Source organism: Bilifractor porci, assembly GCF_009696005.1.
In the GTDB taxonomy this organism is placed as follows: domain Bacteria; phylum Bacillota; class Clostridia; order Lachnospirales; family Lachnospiraceae; genus Bilifractor; species Bilifractor porci.
This window is the reverse complement of the sequence record NZ_VUMV01000009.1, coordinates 60,657-76,910: the sequence shown is the minus strand read 5'-3', so window position 1 is coordinate 76,910 and position 16,254 is coordinate 60,657. Positions and strand designations below refer to the sequence as shown.

Sequence of the window (16,254 nt, the reverse complement as noted above, 5' to 3'; positions counted from 1 at the left end):
GTTCCCTTATAAATAGGGCGCTGGATCTTCTCCACGCTTCAATGCTTCTGCTATCTTCTCTTCCCGCTCGCTTTTTGGCTCCGTAATTCGGTAGTAGCCCTGCAGGGCTTTATACAGATTCTTTTGCTCCTTATTCAGGTTTTTGTCCGCAAGGCTTTTTGTCCTGATCTCGATGATCCTGTTTAACCGGACATCCTCCGGAAGTTCGGCAAGCATCTCGTTAAAATCCCACCAGTGCAGATATTTAACTTCCCGCAGGTCTACCCCATAGACACGCCGGAACGCGGACCATATCAGGCGGCTGTCATATTTCCAGTCCATAGGCTTTTCGCTATTGATACCCAAGAGCTGGTTAGACGGCTTGTGCTTGCGATCTGTGACGCCACATCGGATAAACCAATCAATTTGCGTTACCGTTTCCTCAGCATCATCCGGAACACTGCCTAATAGGTAGGTGATGGCTGCTATCGTCGCCGCCGCGTTATCATCTCTTGAATGGTCCCCTTGCCGAAGGATTCTGTCGTAAAATAAGACAGCGCGGAAGTCCGACTGAATCGGATATTCCACGCCGTTTATATTCAAGGATGTGGGAAGCGGATCGAGAAGGTAGTGAAGCTCACTTTGCAAGCCCATTGATTTTTACCGTTGTTGTCTGAACATCAGCGCCAATCTGAGCCATACGGGCGTACTGTTCGTAGTATTCCTTCTCGATTTCCGCAAATGCCTGCATGGCCATCAACGGAGAGTGTTTTTTCCCGCATATTTTATCCCCGGCTCCTTTTCCAAAGAGCTTATCAAGATAATCAGGTACAAGTTCCTTGAAAATGTCCAGCCGCTTGTAAACATCTTCCCCTGTTGCCTTATCTGCTTTTGCAAAATCCTGGAACATTTTATTTGTGAGCTTCAGGGTTTTGGGCTGTGTTGCATCGTAATAATACTCTTCTCCGTTGATAATCATTTCGGTTTCCCTCCCTTTTTCAGCCTGCCAGTGTTACGGAGTACGCAAATTTAGTCTTCGCTGTCTCATCCTCAGAGAAAGCCTTTGTTTCCACATTAAAAAATCCATAAGACCAGTCACTCTTGGCAAGCAGATTCCCGGAGCCTTCGATCTCGCCGTCAGAATCATCAAAGGATGCGACCTCAACCGCTACCTTTCTCATTCTTGCCGGATAGCCTTTTGTTTCGTCTTTCGTGCCGTTCAGATCAACAGATACATAGTTGGTCTCTGTTGCGCTTCCAGTCATTTCCTCCTTGCCAATCTTCGTCAGAAAGGCGATCGCTTTCTCGGAATCAATCTGGTCAAATGTGAAAGGTGCCGTCCATGCGTAACCGGTAATACTCTGCACCTCAGAACGCATGTTGATATACCGCTTGCTGGAGGTGGATGCCGCCGGATCATCATCCAGCTTCGTAAAACCGTTTCCAATAAATTCATATGTGCTGCCGATCATAAGATAATCCGCATTGTCGGCTCTCATTCTTACTCCTGCCATTGTTCAAATTCTCCTTTTCTTGAAATAAATAAATTCACATTGTATACGGTACTGGCACCGCTTACCGTTTTCGTTATACAGATACCCGTCCGTTGTCGCACGGATGCTCATTCCTTCCTCACCCTCCGGTAATTCCGGGAAATTTTTATCCTCCGTGCAATGCTCCATCCAGTTCGCAAAATCTTCGTAAAAATCCGCCGTGTCAATGTTGTCAATCCCGTCATAGACCTCTGTAGAGCTGAAGGCAAATACCTTTCTACAGATCATGTCCCCGTTGACATATCTCCGGACCACCGGCTCCGCAGGGACACCCTCAAGGCTATAACCTTCTGTATCTTCCGGAAGGTAATCCATGAACAACTCCCGGTACTGATCCAGCACCGTACATTTTTCATTTATCCAGCGATGAATAGCCCCAATTACGCTCATTCTGACCTGCCTCCGCAAAACTTAGCTACGGACGAAACGATCTCTTTTCCGTGATCTGCCCACATCCGTTTATCCCACTGTTTGCCCCTCATGCCATTACCCTTATTTTCGTAGTACTGTCTTCTGGCATAAGGCTGTCCGTAAGTGATGGACGAAGTGGATTCAACCGCCGTGTTCTTCAGGACACCGGTTCTCATCGGGACATACGGATCCGCCATACGGCGAACAGTGCTTGTAAAAAACCGCTGTCCTTCTCCGTTCTTGTTGAGGTTCCGTTTCAGCAAAATCTTATCCGTGTTGTCCATCTCCAGCCTTACCGATGTACTCATAAATCACCACCCCTCAATCCGGATATGTGGAAGACATCCCCTTCGGTTGTCGCTCCAGCTGCACACCTGTGCATAACGGACGTTGATCTTCTCCAGATCGGAAGGTTTTTCGATGTCCGGTCCTTCGCCGCGGCAAAAATAATCCTTGTTCCCAACCACCCAGTCACTTCCGTAAGAATCCAGGGCGGAGGTTCCATCTGCAAGAGCTTCCGGAGGAATGCGGATCTTGAAAATTTCCTTCCCCACCATACCCGCATTTCCTGCTGCGATGCCAAATGACGCATACCACGAAACGTCCTGAATAACCGTCTTTTTGTACGTCGTCTTTTTCGTAGCCGTGTCATACATTTGGTGATATAAAGTTACGTCTGCGTTTGTAATCATGTCTCAACCCCGAAATCCATTAGCCCCGTCTGAGAAAGGTATTTATACGCTGCAAGGTATAACTCCTTCTCAGTTAGTGATGCCCTTTCTGAATCGGTTGCTCCCGCGAATGATACGGAATAGCCATCGTTTGATTCGCTCGCAATCTCCCGGCCATCGTACTTTTTCTTTCTTTTTTCTTGCCAGAACAGCACTTCTGCCATAGCACAAACGGCCAGCCGGACATCATTACTGATACCCGACTGATCAATCCTCTGCATGGTGTAATGATCTAGTATTTTACTGGCGCGCAATGCCAGCCGGACAAAAACTATTTCATCCTTTATCAGATCACCGCTGTACGTGTCCCGGTAAAATGCGTAATCAGCGTATGCCATTGGCTGACTCCTTTACTTACGCAGATGCTGCAGTATGCGCATAAATTCCTTCCACACGGTTATCAAGCACTTCTGCGATACCTGCGGTACGGTAGCCGAACTTCCATGCATCTGCGTCCTGGTTCTGATCAGGGGTGATGATCTTGTTGACAATATGCTTCTGGAACTGCAACAGGGCAGTTTTGTCAACCGCAAGGAAATTCATCGCCGTTGTTCCCTTGAAAGAACCATGCTGCAGGGTAATGGTTTTGAAGAACCTGCTGGAAGGAACCTCAATTACTCCAGCCCAACCCTCAAGCGCCGCTCGGGACGCCGTTGTGTCCAGATCATCAATCATGGCTTTGATGGTCGGGTTAATGAACAGGTACGTTGTGGAAATATTCGCCTCCGCGTCTTTGATCGTGGACTTTGCAAGGGAAATCGCCTTGGTAGACGCTTTTCCATCGGTAAGCGCTGCTGCTTCAGAATTCCCGGCTTTTGTCGCGTATGCACCAAGGCGATACGCATCCAGCTCAGGCACTACCTTGGTTCTTACAAACTGCGCAGACAGCGCGGAGAATACCGGAGTTGCCTCCTTCTCGTCCAGCGCATCTACAGTGAACATGCGGCCACGATCATACGCAATCTTTTTGGATTCATACGCAAATGTCACGCTGCCATCCACAAATCCGGTCTGTCTGGAATAGTCGTCCAGTCCGTCCATGTCCATTTTGGGAATTAACAGTTCGTTTGCATTGGCTCCCTCCCTTACCAAAGAATTGTCCCCATCCAGTACGGATGTAAGGGAAGCAAGCTTGTACACCTCGTCCAGTGCTTCAGAATAAAATTTTCTCAGTGCAATTGTATTAGGCATTTTTTAATCTCCTTTACTTCTTTTTTGCGGGGAGTCCCATCAACGCACGCATGGCTGCAAACTCATCCCCTGACGGTTCCTTGCCATCCGCTCCTCCGGTTGCCCCCACTGCATTTTTGTGTGGCTCTTCGGATCCGAACATGTATGCATCGGATTTCCTTACGGCTTCAATGGCATTCTTGATATCCTCGCTCTGATTTTTGGATGCTTTCAGAGCATCCAGATCAAGCATGGCAGTAATTGCTTTGGCGTTTTTACCGCCTGCCGCCGTGATTGCTCCGGATAACATCTCATTGAAGGTGCGCTCTGCTTCCTTCGCGGCATACTCCTCATCCTTTGCCTTCAGATCTCCCTGAAGCTTCGTGATCTGTCCCTTCAGATCATCCACATTCACTCCGTCAAATTTAGACAGGGTTTCTTTTGCGGTGTCGAGCTGGGTTTTGTAGTTGTCCCGTTCATTTTCGGCTTTTTTTGTTTTCGCTTTTTCAGCTTCAACATCCTTTCCGTTCAGGGCAAAAACCTTATCAATTACCTCCTGCTCAAGTCCAAATGCTTTCAAATCCTCTGTTTTCATGTTCCTCTCCTTTCAAATTTCAGAATATAAGTAGTTTTAAGCCTGTTACTTCCGGCTCTCTGATTGACTGTTTAAGGCCTGATCATCCGGCCAATAAAAAAGCACCGGATCGCTCCGATGCTTGATTAACTCTTGATTAACTATTTTACAAAAGCCGCCTGTCACCTCTGACCTGCGGCAATACGTCTATACGCTTCTGCTTCTGTTATCGTTCTCACAGGAATATCACCGGAATAGATTCCGCACATATCAAAATCTCGAATCCATTTTCCGAGTGTCCTATCGTACCGATCAATTACAACCTCTGCGGGAATAGTCGCATTATTGTTTGCTCTAATCAAAATATTGCCATCATCATACGCAAGATAATAGTCAAGTTCTGGCATATAAATCATCCCCCAACATTTTTGATTTTATCAACTCCAATCGGCAATGGAATTGTTGACGCATTTTTTATCATTTCTAAAGTCAGTTCAGCCTTACGTTCTTCGGAAACCCCTGTTTTTCTCTGTTCCTCGTAGAGTTTATGATTCTGTTCTTTAATCTTAAAGCTCACCGGCGTATGAAATTGAAGCTCGAACTTATACCGCCCCCTACTCATAATAACGGTATTTACACCACGATAGGGACCATTTGACGTAAAACTATTATTAACTTCAACTAAAGTATAACCTTTCCTTTTCATTGATTCAATAATTGTGAAATAATCTTCCGTGAAATTTTCATCCACTGACACATTTGTATAACGAAGGACATCTGTTACCCGCTTTGCATATTCATCTGTTGTTATCTTTTTTGCATCTGCTTTATCCACCAGCTTTCGTTTTAGTGACGCTTCTGTTTTAAATCTATGTTCAAGGCCTTGCAACTTACCAGTTCCCTGAGAAACAGCACTTTTTAAATCGGAAGTAATGGAAGGTTCCATTTTATGAGCCTTACTAATAAGACCGGTCGCAAGATCTTTTATATGCTCCCGTTCCCGCTTCTCCTCAGCAGCTTTTGTGAAATATCCATCATTCCATTTTTCGTATTGTTTTTTGCTTGGAGCAATTCGCCCATTCAGATCATAATAAACTCTCTCAGTCTGCGTCTTCATACCAAACGCCTTGCTGAAACTCCGGTATTCATCCAGCTGCGCCTGATATTTGCACTTCTCAATTACGATATCATCCGGGTCAGCGTCTCCGGCCTGCATCAGTTTAACTTTCTCGCGCTGGGCCCGCATGTTGGTTTCCATCTGACGCTGTCTCTGTGTTGCCTGATATGTGTTGTACTCTCTGCCTCGGAATGTCTTTGTCTCCGCTTCCTTGCGGTTCTGCTCCTCCAACCATTCATCCGTATAAGTGCGTTCTGAAACACCCGGAATAAACGGATAATACTCATGTCGGCAATTCCACCCAAGAAGGCCGGGGCCGGTTCCCAATCCGCACACGGTTTCCAGCTGTTTTTTAGTGTAGACCTTACCCTGCCATACGGCATGATCGGGGCGTGCTCCGGCATGCCATGAGACCTCGAAATACTCCGTTCCAAGAGCTTCGGCATTCATCTCGTTGATTCGCCCGGCCATCTGCGAAACGCCCGTCAGAATGGCTCTGCGTGCGGCTACATCAATCCTGTTATGCCACCCGGAGGGATAATCAATCCCCCGGTCATCTTCCGGATTGATCGTAAACCTGTGATCCGTCCGGAGGCCGCTATCAGTCAGCTGCTTGCACGCCTTCCGTATCATCGAATTATAGTCAAATGCACCGCTTGCAATTCCCACAGCGGCCTGATCGAGGTACTGGTTATATATCTCTGCCAGAGGTGTCCATACTTTTTTCCCTCCGCCATAATCCAGCATAAACCCCATTGACCGGGTGATTCCCTTCAATGCGCCGTTGGTCTGACTGATTAAGGAACTTGTCAGCTGCTTCAGCTCCTCGTTCTTTTCATACGGAACGGCCCTTTCAGCAGATGAGCTCTGCATATATAGTTTCCGGTCACGGGTGTAATATTCGTCAATTACGTTTTCATATAACTCATCGCATTTCACTTCCCCTACATTCTGATCAATCATCCGCTGAATATCAGCAGCACTGTTTCCAAGAATCCGGAGCCGGTTAAGCTGCCAGTCTGCCGTACTGGTTATTTTCCCCGCCTTCCGGATCCTCCGGACAATATCCTCCATAATGTCATATTCCAGCTGTCGGTATCGTTTTTCTATACCTGCAGCCAGTGCGCTGTGATAGGATTCCCTCACTGTATCACGCTGCTAGTCTGTTCCGGCAGATTGGTTTTTGCGGTTTGCTCATCCTCCTGGTACCATTTCATCCGGTACTGGACCAGAGACATGACACCCATAGCCACATCCTTTCTATCCTGCTCCCTCTCGGTTTCCTCGTCAGTGAGGATAGAATCATTGAAAACACAGCTGAATTCATAATTTGTGGTATAAACATCATTCCAGAATGCCAAGGCATCCACAAAATCAGCCAGGCAATCCCGGAGATTCGCCTGGATTGAATTTACCCTGTTATATTTGCGCTGCTTGGAAGCCCTGACCTCTGTGGCCGTCTTATCCACCTCGGAGGCATCTGAAAGATCACCATAAGCCAGCCCAACAACAAACTCTATGGAACGGTAGGCCTTCTCCAGACCCCTGATATATGCTTCATCACGCATGGCGGGGGAATATTCCTTGTAGAGCTCCCCGGAATTCTGCTCCAGGTTAAGCCCCCGATACAGGCGCTGTTTTCCGTGCGGAACAGAAACCTTACCACCACCCTTGTGCCGCAACGCCCGCTCATCCACATGGACTGCGCGCTCCCCGGAGTTGTACTCCCAGTCCAGACGTCCAAACTGGATATCTGCATTCCGTATCAATTCTTCCGCTTCGGCATAAATAGAAACTCCGCATGCAGAACCGTCAACCCGGTTCTTTAGAGGCACACGGAAGTAACCATAATCATTTTTCTTCATGCCCGGATAGATGATTGGTCCCGGTTCAATATTCGCCCATTCAGGAACCGCGTCCAGACCACACAGGAGGCCGATATTCGACTCCGCGGATGAGTGATAGCATTTATTTTCAATCATTAGATTTCCGTCAGCGTTGAACCGGTGCCGCTCTACCCTTGTGTACCAGCTGGATTCTCCCGTGCGCTTGCGCGTCAGGAACATGACGTCATTCGGCACCCCGTTATCAGCAAAGCTTACCGGGACGAATTTATCCGCGGAAACAAACTCAGACTTATCGCCGCCAAGAGGTTTTAGAATGAAGGAACCCAGTGCAAGTCCGTCCTGCAGGTTTTCATTCAGATCACGCACGGCAAGCTGCAGAGCATCGTTCAAAAGATCACTATGATCAACCTTTGCTTCCATTTCCCCGATCGCAATATCAGAGAATTCACGGCAGATGCCAACCTCAGACCGAAGGGAAATAATGCCGTTATCACTGTCCAGCCATTCCGCATTTCCATTTATCATGTTCTTCCATCGGTTTATGGCCGTAATCATCGCCTGGGACATCGTAACATCTGTCCCGGCAATCCTCTTCATTTCCGTATATCCGAACATTCGTCCGACAACCCCTTTCCACCAGCGCCTGACGCCTTCAAACATTCCTAACCACCACCTCACGCAATCAGGTCTTTCATGTCGCGCTCGATCGTGTACTCCATTGCATCCAATGAATCTATGTCAGTGCTCCCATCATCCAGGCGCTCATCATACGCCTTTGTCTTGTCCCAAACAGATTCTGTTAATGCCTTAGCCACCGTCCGCGCGTCTGCCGTATACCAAAAACGCCCCGACCCCATGAGCCGAAGCGTACAATCAATCCTGTCCTTTATCCGTCTTTTCTGAGCCGGGCGTACCGTAATCCAGGGGAATTCCCTTTCTACGGCATTCCGGATGGAATTACCGAGCACTGTTTCCGCATTGTCCCAGTATACGGATTCCAAATTATGAATCCCGTCCCACGATGTCAGTCCGTATGTGTTCTCCACGTACCCGACGAATTCGCAAAACATTTTATCCAGCACGTTGCTATCAATCGGTGCATCCGTATCACCGGCTGTAATCCGCCTGGATGCCAGGATAATGACATCCTGAAAATTGTCCGTATATCCGCGGGCTACAAATGCATGCCCGGACTGGTTCCCGCCAAAATCCAAACCGATTTCGATAGATACAATATCATCTTTCCGGAACTGCTTCACAGAAGATTGTGGGTTAACCTCCCCGACAACAATCTCACACCGGAACGATTCTGGATTGTCAGCAAACTTCCGGTATATTGCTCCCTCTGCGCGTTTCCACTTCCCTAGAATCAGCCTGTCATAATAAATTGTCCCCGCATACTCGCTGCATAGGTTTTTGACAAATTCATCTGTTAAAAATGGGTTGTCAAAAATCGTATATTCCTGAACATAGATGTCTGCGTCAGAGTCCAGAAACTCCTTTAGCCAGTGGGTTGGATGCTCCGGATTGCAGGAACCATCGAAACACGAATAGGGCTTATCCAGACGGGATTTAAGCATCTGGAACACATTTGGGCTCCACTTGGCCACCTCGTCCCCATACGCATATTTAATGGATGAACCCTGTATTTTTGCCACCTGAGAAATCTTTTCAGCTCCCAGGCACCACACCTGTTCCCCGAACATAGAAACAATATTCCTGGAATTGATAATGCCAACACGTTTATCTGTATAGATTTCCCGCATCGGTTCCAGGACATTCCGCTCTATACTATCCCTCGAAACGCCAAGGATTACGGAAATACCTGGTTTTTCAATCCGGTTAATAATTCGTTTTGGAATGACAGCTGCCGTATCGACAAATGATTTCCCCGACCTTACAGCTCCGGACTTGAAATTCCAACGCCTGTCCGCATGGTTCAGATATTCAATCTGTTTTCTGCTCAGTTGGACCATTTTCCTGCATCCCTTTTATAAACTCCAGCACCATGTCATTGTCCTCTGTGTTCCCTGCGTACTTATGCTTGAATTCCTCTTCTTCCATCCTCAGACGTTTCGCATCCCTCCGATCGGCTTTCTCTGCCCGTTTTTCCTCTCCAGTCTCGCCGATCAGTTCCATGAGCAGCCGCGCATATCCGGGAAGCCCACGGATTGCCCCTTTTACGATACTTGCGGTCACGGCATCATAATTTGTGCTGCCGTCCTCCATACCTATTTCCCACATTAACTCTTTCACATCAGGGTTTATCACGTTTAGTTCCAGCGCTTCCTGAAGCCGCTCTTTCATGGCTTTTTTGCGGCGGCGCGCCCTTCCGGATGCAATTCCACCTTTAGTCCCTTTTTCTCTCGCTTCTTCCTCGGTTCGTACTGGCCTTAAGTTATCTTCATTTGCCATTCACCCCACCAACTTCATTTATTTTTCACGCAAAAAAGACCGGGACTTTCCCGATCTTTCATGCTGCCATAATAACACAGATGAATGTGCTATTGTGTGTCATGTTTTATAATTTTTTGAAATGCCAAAAGCGCATGTCCGTGCATATGGCGTACCCGGTCATAACTGTATTTCATATCAACCGCAATCTCTTCCAGACATTTTGTGTGGTGGTTCTTGTCTGGGACATAGTGATCATAAAGGATTCTGATAAAGCGGGGATCCTGCAGCTGGTGAATTTCGTTTATGATCTTATCTTTCCGCTTGATATACTGAACTATCAGGGAATTGATATTTTTTTCAATATCCGTGTATTCAACGATGCATTTTTCCTGTATATTATCCGAAGATGTCTGCACTCTGTCCCCTTCATAGGATATTCCCTTCCCTTTCACAACGCTTTGCAGCTGCTCATATTCCTCAATTTTTTGGGCTATTTTCGTATCTAAAATATGCAGCTGCATTAAATACTCTTTCGCTGTCATCGTCCCGTGCTCCCGAATCTACTGTCACCATTCGGTGTCCGCAGGTCATATCCTGCATCCGCCTCATGCGCTTTCGTCGGCATGTACGCATCTTCATCAAGTACAACTTTCATTGCTTGTCCTCCGCGCATTCAATCTCCATCTTGAACGTCTCGGAAAGAATCTGCGGACCATAGATGTCCTTGATCAGTGTCGGTTCCGCATCTTCCCATGTGACCGATTTGAACATATCGTTAAACACAGGAATGGAACATATTGGAATTGGAAGATTGTAAGTCCAGCGTTCAAATACGGGGTCTTTATAAGGCTTCCGAGCGAATACAATCAGGTTTCCGCTTTTTTTATTTCTCGCCATCCACTTATACTTTTTATCTATGTTCCTTGCGATGATCTTCTCGTCATCTGTGAATTTATCCATATTTTTCCTCCCATTCTCTGTAACACTTTTCGCATCCAAAATTTTCGATCAGGCTGCAGCTAATATAGCCATCCTGATATTTTGTGATTACGGCCTTCAAGCAATCCTGAACTGTGATCTTCTCTTCGTCTACCTGTACATATTTCTGACACTCACCGTGTTGTGGGGTTAATATTCCTCCCCTGCACCAGTGACCCTGTTCTCTGGGTTCCTCGCAACGGCTCCATCCGGTCCAGTGTTCTCCGGTTTCTTTTTCTCGCGGACGAATATTTGACCGAATATCGTCGAAGCATGTACAACGCCCAGACCAATAAAAAAGGCATGTATAGCACTCACAATCCGAACAACATGGAAATATCTTCGACATTCACCCTCCCCAGACCTCCGGGCGGCGGAATCCTTTTAGTGTCATCCAATCCCCCGAAGAATCTGTCTGTGTGCCGCTGCCCCATCCGGCAATCAACCTGTTACCATCACAATGTTGCGTCCTGTTTTTAATTTTCTGTTGTAACCCTATTCATCAGTCATGCTGTTGGGATTATTTGGTTACGTGGGGCAGTATATAAACCAAATGGTTTATGTCTAGTTAAACGGCAGTTCATCGTCAATCCCGTCGGGGATGCTCATAAACCCATCCTCGTCAGTGGGTGCCGGTGGTGGCGTCTGATCGGACTGACTGCTCTGTTGGCCTGCGGCCTTGCTCTCCGCAAAATCCTGTTCCTCAATGACCACATCGGTGGTATATACCTTTTGCCCTTCACGGTTCGTGTAGCTCCCGGTCTGAATTCTTCCGGAAACACAGATTTTCATGCCTTTTTTCAGGTACTTCTCCGTAAACTCCCCGCCCTTCCCAAATGCCACGCATCGAATAAAATCCGCGGTCTGGTCGTCGTTCTGACGGTGAAACCTTCTGTCCACAGCAAGGGTGTATCTGGCAACGCACATCGGTTCATCCCCCTGCGTGTATCTGATTTCCGGGTCTTTGGTCAGACGGCCTAACAAAATTACCTTGTTCATGTTTCCCTCCTTCCGGGTTTTCTAAACCCATTCCTGAATATCCCCGCATTCCGGGTACGGCGGATCCCCATTCACGCAGTCATCATACGGGCAGTTAAAGCAGTCTGTCCGCATGCATGTTTCCCGGATTTCACTTCTGCGCTTCTTCTGGCTGTATGTCCGCGATACCTGGATTAACTTCCTGCCCCTCCATCCGCTGTTGTACCGCCCGCGGATGGTATCAGGACTGACGCCGGATATATCCGCCCACTCTTTCAGCGTGTGCACCATACCGTCAATCTCTATTCGCAGCGTATTCAATCCCAATCATCCCCTCCGCCGGTCAGGTAGTCGATGATGTCCGGAACCATAACGATGGCGGACAGCACAACGATAAAAACAAATATTTTCATACATCCTCCCGCTTATCCTGTTTCTTTTGGCTCCGGAGGGATTTGCGAATTCAAAATACGCCTCTCCAGAACGTCGAAATCATAATCCCGATGCTGAAAATTATTAAATTTATTACCCTGCTGCTTAATGCCTTGCTTCGTTGTCCCTGACCGGGCTTTCTCCTCAACAGCCTTAAATCCCCATTTTTTCAGCACAAGGGCATAGTTCTTATAGCGCTTTCCCGATTGCTCGCAGTATTCATCAACGGCGCGTATGGCCTCATTGGTCTGCGGTTCTCCATGTTCAGCCGCCAAGGTATTAAATTCATCATCCGACAGAATAACATGGCCATACTGCCCGAATTTATGGCGTTGCTTCTCCTGTTTCGCCTCGCGCGCGCGTTTATTTACACCCGTAGGGTGTACAGATACAGAATCAGATACAGAATCAGATACAGATACACCGCCTGATTCGTCATTTTTCAGCTCTGATTTTTCACGTTTCAGGGCTGATTCGTCATTTTTCAGCTCTGATTCGCTATTCTTTAGCTCGGTTTTTTCACGGGCGGCTTTAATCCGGTCGCACTTTTCCTGATATTTTTTGCTATCCTCATCTAATTGCGGGGCAATCATGGCAAACATCCCGGCTACGGAAGGATCAGTAATTTCAACTGATTCGCCGATACGTTTCTTACAAATCGCCTGGATTAGCTCCCCAGCCTGTTCCGTTGGGATAGAAGCGATCAGTGTAGCTTAGAGATAATCCGAATAGACTCCGCTGTCTGTTTCAGGTTCCTATAAAAATCATTGATCGCTTCGAACTGGGATTCCTTTGCAATGATTTCAATCACAACTTTTTTCCGGGTTTCCTTCTTTTCTTGCTGCACCGGTTCCGGATCCTGATTCTTTTCTTCCTGCTCCGGATAGTTCTCTATCTTTCCGGGATCCAGCATCCCATCACCAAACGGATTTACTTCTTCTCCGGGAATCTGCCCCTGTTCAGCTGCAACCTGGCCTTCTATATCCTGCTTCCGGGCTTTCTCTTCGGCCTCCTGCTTGCGCTGCTGGATGTCGGCCATCTCCTTGCCCTTTGCAACCGCCTCCGACAACGACAGGTTTACCTTGTACGCCTCCAACGCTTCAAAGGAAAATTCGGGAATGGCGCGGATCGTATCGATATCTTTTTGGATTTCTGCCTTCCGGGAGAGCAGATCATCCTCAATATTTTTCATGGAATAGGATTTGTTCAGCCATTTTGGATTCCATACCTTGATCAGAGATACATAATCTGGGAATCCCATGCCCTTGAATTTCTCACGGATTTCCTGCTCCTTATCATCCTTCTGCTTCTTCTCGTATTCCTTGATCTGTGAATCTATCAGGGCAACAGGCTCGTCAATGACGCTGATCAGGCTGTTAATCTTGTCCTCAAAATCAGAAAACGGCTCCAGGTATGCCTTTTTCATCCGGATTCGCTCGTCCTTCAGGATTCCTTTCAGGCGGTTCAGATCGGCTCTGTCCGTCTTTGCTTCCTTGATCTGGTCATCCGTATAAACCAGGCCTTTGTACTCTTCCATCTTGGTTTTGATGGCAGTGCTCAGTTCTGCATAGTTAAATGTAATATTCTCCGGAATCTTTACCGGATCCACAATCAGCTGCAAATTGTTCATAGCATTCAATCCTCCATTGTATGATTGCTATATTTCTGGAAGGATAAGCGCAGGTCTGTGGTCTGACTTGATGTCTTCCCAGAACTGGTTTTCTTTTTTCTCCAGAAATTTAATGTCCTCTTCCACATCCGCCCGCTCGATATGGTAATGCCTGGTATTCAGGAACAGGCTTTCCGGATCCGAATATTCGTATTTCAGCTGTGCTTTCAGCTCTACGAATTCAAATTCCGTAACCATCAGGTAGTGAAGAACCTGCAGGTAGTAATTATCCGGAATCCTGTCGTTCCATTTTTCCTTTGTCATGCTTTGCATGATATTGGTTGTCTTGATTTCTAAAATTCCTTTCCGGCCATTCCTGTCAACCAGCCATCCGTCTAGCGACGCATGCGCCCAGGGAAATTTGTCATTTAGCCACATGTTATTATCTGTATAGAAAATCCTGCTGTCCGGGTGATCCAGCGCATACAGAGCCCGGAGATGCGGTTCGGCATCATGTCCGTACTGCACGTAGGGTTTTCCAGAAATATCCTCCGGGGTGCATCTCCCCGTCTTTTCCTCCCACAGCTGGACATTGGTCTTGTACGGGTTCATCCCAAGAATAGCCGCACAGTCAGAACCTCCTATTCTTCCATTTCTATGTGCCAACCAGTCTTTCCGGTCCTTCAAAATGATCATATGGACCGCCATTTTACAGCAGCTCCTCCAGGGACATCTGGTGAAAGAATGGCTTTTGGAACCCAGAATCCTGTGGCTCATGGGCTGACACACCAGCTTTTTGATACTTTTTCGCCAACTCCACACGCTTTTTGATGCATTCCATCCGGCTATGCTCCTGCAACATGTATCTTCTTAAAAAATCCCTGTCCTTCACCGGATCCGGCTTGAAATAGCCTTTCCCATCCTGCAGGTTAATAACCACTTCGTTTCCCCGGCTGATTGCCTCACGGATTGTCCTGTCCGGAAGCCCTGTGATTGCATGCAATCGCTTTCGCGTAATCGCATTTTCATGGCCGGTTGGAATGATGTCTATGATTTCCTGTGCATTCATATCATCCATCCTTTCCGTTTTATGCTATAATTAGTGTGTGCGTTTATATTTTTCTTTGCGTGGGCTGTGTCATCAGTCCGCGCTATTTTTTCCGTCCGCTATGTAGCAGACGATTAAATACAATAGGGATGCCGTCCCGGCCAATAAAGTACCCCTTGACCTTCCCATTGTTCCGGCTATTGGGAGGAAAAGAAGGTATACCGCTGCTAATCTGCTGATTAGCTTGATGTGATTTTTCCAGCTCATACTCTGACTCCTCAATTAACTCTGTGAGGCCGTTACCCCGGTAAATTTCCAGAATCATAGTTTCAGTCCTTCCGTGGCTTCTAGCTTTTCCTGGTTGATCACATACACCCATCGGTTGGATGATGTGCGGATTCCATACGCCCAGGGGAACGCGCCCTGCCGAATCCCTTTTCTCAAGGTTCCCGCATTCATCCCCATAGCCCTCGCCACTGCATCAACCTTTGCCCGGTGAAAACCAGACGGATCATGAGCCTCCTTGATGGCGGACGCTGAAAAATCTGCCTCAAGCGTTTCCTCCAAAACCCTCATTCTCTCCGTGGATGGAATATTTTTTCCGGTAAGATACTAGCTGATACTGGATTTCCCGATTCCGGTTATTCGGGAAAGATCGCTGCCTGTCATATTCTTCTCCCGCATTGCTGCGGCTAAACAATCCTTAAACAACATATGATCGCCTCCCTTATTTTCGGTCATTGCTTATTCCTCTCTTTCTCGTTTTCTTTTTATCTCGCCTCTTTTTTCTGTGATGTCCTTTGTCTGTCGGAACTGCCGTATACGAACCTATATAACAGCCGAAAACCCCTTTTGATGCTTTTATCGCTGTGTTAAAATATAAATGCCTACATGGCAAAGAAAGGAGCGTGGTCCTTTGACCAAACTTTTGACTTTGCCTGCTCTCTTTTGATTGGCCGCACATAGTGGCACCACGACACTTAAAACTGGGTAATTGTAGATCTACATCATGGCTACCGCGAATAGCCACGCCATGATGAATCTCCGGTCATTTGCCAGCGATTAGGCAGTGCTGAACCAAAACAGCGAAAGTGGCAAAGCGTTTAATAGAAGCATTTGATGTGGCCGGGTGCGGTGAAAACCTGCAAAACGCCAAGAGTAAACAAATTTGGCAAGAAGCTGATGGAGGCCACATCTCTGTCAGCTTTTTTGTAATAAGCACCGTGGATCAACACCAATTGCATCACATACTAGGAGCAACTCATCCGCTCGCAGTTCTCTGCTTCTTTGGGAGCTTCTCAGGCTGTTATACAGGTTCATATACGGCAGTCCTGTCACCGATGAAAGCCATCTGATATTCACTTTTTTCTCTTTTATAATCCCTGCGAGCTTTTTCGTTGCGATCATTGCCGTTTTCTGTGCTTCTCCTC

At 47.2% G+C, this 16,254-nt stretch carries 24 protein-coding genes; all 24 read right to left on the bottom strand.

The features are described from left to right. Positions 1–6 precede the first annotated feature (6 nt). Positions 7–633 carry a Gp15 family bacteriophage protein gene (locus FYJ60_RS11270; RefSeq protein ID WP_154458779.1) on the bottom strand — a complete coding sequence of 209 codons (627 nt, stop codon included), beginning with the start codon at positions 631–633 and terminating at the stop codon, positions 7–9. Then, positions 617–958, bottom strand: coding sequence for a DUF6673 family protein (locus tag FYJ60_RS11265; RefSeq protein ID WP_154458778.1), 342 nt, complete (start codon positions 956–958; stop codon positions 617–619). The genes FYJ60_RS11270 and FYJ60_RS11265 overlap by 17 nt, the downstream gene beginning before the upstream one ends. A 19-nt stretch (positions 959–977) precedes the next feature. Continuing rightward, positions 978–1,493 carry a hypothetical protein gene (locus FYJ60_RS11260; protein ID WP_154458777.1) on the bottom strand — a complete coding sequence of 172 codons (516 nt, stop codon included), beginning with the start codon at positions 1,491–1,493 and terminating at the stop codon, positions 978–980. Positions 1,494–1,496: 3 nt separating this feature from the next. Next, positions 1,497–1,922: a hypothetical protein gene (locus tag FYJ60_RS11255; protein WP_154458776.1), complete on the bottom strand. Its 426-nt coding sequence runs from the start codon at positions 1,920–1,922 to the stop codon at positions 1,497–1,499. Beyond that, entirely contained in the window at positions 1,919–2,251 is a 333-nt protein-coding gene (locus tag FYJ60_RS11250; protein ID WP_154458775.1) for a minor capsid protein, read from the bottom strand. Before FYJ60_RS11250 ends, FYJ60_RS11255 begins: the two co-directional genes overlap by 4 nt. Before the next feature lie 3 nt (positions 2,252–2,254). After that, positions 2,255–2,635, bottom strand: coding sequence for a DUF6751 family protein (locus tag FYJ60_RS11245; protein ID WP_154458774.1), 381 nt, complete (start codon positions 2,633–2,635; stop codon positions 2,255–2,257). Then, positions 2,632–3,012 (bottom strand): head-tail connector protein, encoded by a 381-nt coding sequence (locus FYJ60_RS11240; protein ID WP_154458773.1) that lies wholly within the window; start codon positions 3,010–3,012, stop codon positions 2,632–2,634. The genes FYJ60_RS11245 and FYJ60_RS11240 overlap by 4 nt, the downstream gene beginning before the upstream one ends. A 16-nt stretch (positions 3,013–3,028) precedes the next feature. Further along, positions 3,029–3,865 carry a hypothetical protein gene (locus FYJ60_RS11235; protein WP_154458772.1) on the bottom strand — a complete coding sequence of 279 codons (837 nt, stop codon included), beginning with the start codon at positions 3,863–3,865 and terminating at the stop codon, positions 3,029–3,031. A 13-nt stretch (positions 3,866–3,878) separates the two neighbouring features. Continuing rightward, positions 3,879–4,439 carry a phage scaffolding protein gene (locus tag FYJ60_RS11230; RefSeq protein ID WP_154458771.1) on the bottom strand — a complete coding sequence of 187 codons (561 nt, stop codon included), beginning with the start codon at positions 4,437–4,439 and terminating at the stop codon, positions 3,879–3,881. A gap of 161 nt (positions 4,440–4,600) precedes the next feature. Next, on the bottom strand, positions 4,601–4,825 hold the full coding sequence (locus FYJ60_RS11225; RefSeq protein WP_154458770.1) for a hypothetical protein: 225 nt from the start codon (positions 4,823–4,825) through the stop codon (positions 4,601–4,603). A gap of 5 nt (positions 4,826–4,830) precedes the next feature. Then, on the bottom strand, positions 4,831–6,681 hold the full coding sequence (locus FYJ60_RS11220; protein WP_330579198.1) for a phage minor capsid protein: 1,851 nt from the start codon (positions 6,679–6,681) through the stop codon (positions 4,831–4,833). After that, entirely contained in the window at positions 6,678–8,042 is a 1,365-nt protein-coding gene (locus FYJ60_RS11215) for a phage capsid protein (RefSeq protein WP_154458769.1), read from the bottom strand. Before FYJ60_RS11215 ends, FYJ60_RS11220 begins: the two co-directional genes overlap by 4 nt. 14 nt (positions 8,043–8,056) lie before the next feature. After that, on the bottom strand, positions 8,057–9,358 hold the full coding sequence (locus FYJ60_RS11210) for a phage terminase large subunit (protein WP_154458768.1): 1,302 nt from the start codon (positions 9,356–9,358) through the stop codon (positions 8,057–8,059). Beyond that, positions 9,330–9,797, bottom strand: coding sequence for a hypothetical protein (locus tag FYJ60_RS11205; protein WP_154458767.1), 468 nt, complete (start codon positions 9,795–9,797; stop codon positions 9,330–9,332). Before FYJ60_RS11205 ends, FYJ60_RS11210 begins: the two co-directional genes overlap by 29 nt. Positions 9,798–9,886: 89 nt before the next feature. Further along, positions 9,887–10,321: a hypothetical protein gene (locus FYJ60_RS11200; RefSeq protein WP_154458766.1), complete on the bottom strand. Its 435-nt coding sequence runs from the start codon at positions 10,319–10,321 to the stop codon at positions 9,887–9,889. 109 nt (positions 10,322–10,430) lie between these two features. After that, the gene (locus FYJ60_RS11195; RefSeq protein WP_154458765.1) at positions 10,431–10,739 is read right to left on the bottom strand and encodes a hypothetical protein; all 309 of its coding nucleotides are present in this window, start codon (positions 10,737–10,739) and stop codon (positions 10,431–10,433) included. Between the two features lie 582 nt (positions 10,740–11,321). Further along, positions 11,322–11,756, bottom strand: coding sequence for a single-stranded DNA-binding protein (locus FYJ60_RS11190; protein ID WP_154458764.1), 435 nt, complete (start codon positions 11,754–11,756; stop codon positions 11,322–11,324). 21 nt (positions 11,757–11,777) lie between these two features. Beyond that, the gene (locus FYJ60_RS11185) at positions 11,778–12,062 is read right to left on the bottom strand and encodes a hypothetical protein (protein WP_154458763.1); all 285 of its coding nucleotides are present in this window, start codon (positions 12,060–12,062) and stop codon (positions 11,778–11,780) included. 98 nt (positions 12,063–12,160) lie between these two features. Continuing rightward, positions 12,161–12,862 (bottom strand): DUF6291 domain-containing protein, encoded by a 702-nt coding sequence (locus FYJ60_RS11180; protein ID WP_330579205.1) that lies wholly within the window; start codon positions 12,860–12,862, stop codon positions 12,161–12,163. A gap of 8 nt (positions 12,863–12,870) precedes the next feature. Continuing rightward, positions 12,871–13,797, bottom strand: coding sequence for a DUF1351 domain-containing protein (locus FYJ60_RS11175; RefSeq protein WP_154458761.1), 927 nt, complete (start codon positions 13,795–13,797; stop codon positions 12,871–12,873). A 27-nt stretch (positions 13,798–13,824) separates the two neighbouring features. Next, entirely contained in the window at positions 13,825–14,484 is a 660-nt protein-coding gene (locus FYJ60_RS11170; protein WP_154458760.1) for a YqaJ viral recombinase family protein, read from the bottom strand. A gap of 1 nt (position 14,485) precedes the next feature. After that, on the bottom strand, positions 14,486–14,845 hold the full coding sequence (locus FYJ60_RS11165) for a hypothetical protein (RefSeq protein WP_154458759.1): 360 nt from the start codon (positions 14,843–14,845) through the stop codon (positions 14,486–14,488). A gap of 82 nt (positions 14,846–14,927) precedes the next feature. Continuing rightward, positions 14,928–15,149 (bottom strand): hypothetical protein, encoded by a 222-nt coding sequence (locus tag FYJ60_RS11160; RefSeq protein WP_154458758.1) that lies wholly within the window; start codon positions 15,147–15,149, stop codon positions 14,928–14,930. Further along, positions 15,146–15,391, bottom strand: coding sequence for a hypothetical protein (locus FYJ60_RS11155; RefSeq protein ID WP_154458757.1), 246 nt, complete (start codon positions 15,389–15,391; stop codon positions 15,146–15,148). Before FYJ60_RS11155 ends, FYJ60_RS11160 begins: the two co-directional genes overlap by 4 nt. Positions 15,392–16,254 lie beyond the last annotated feature (863 nt).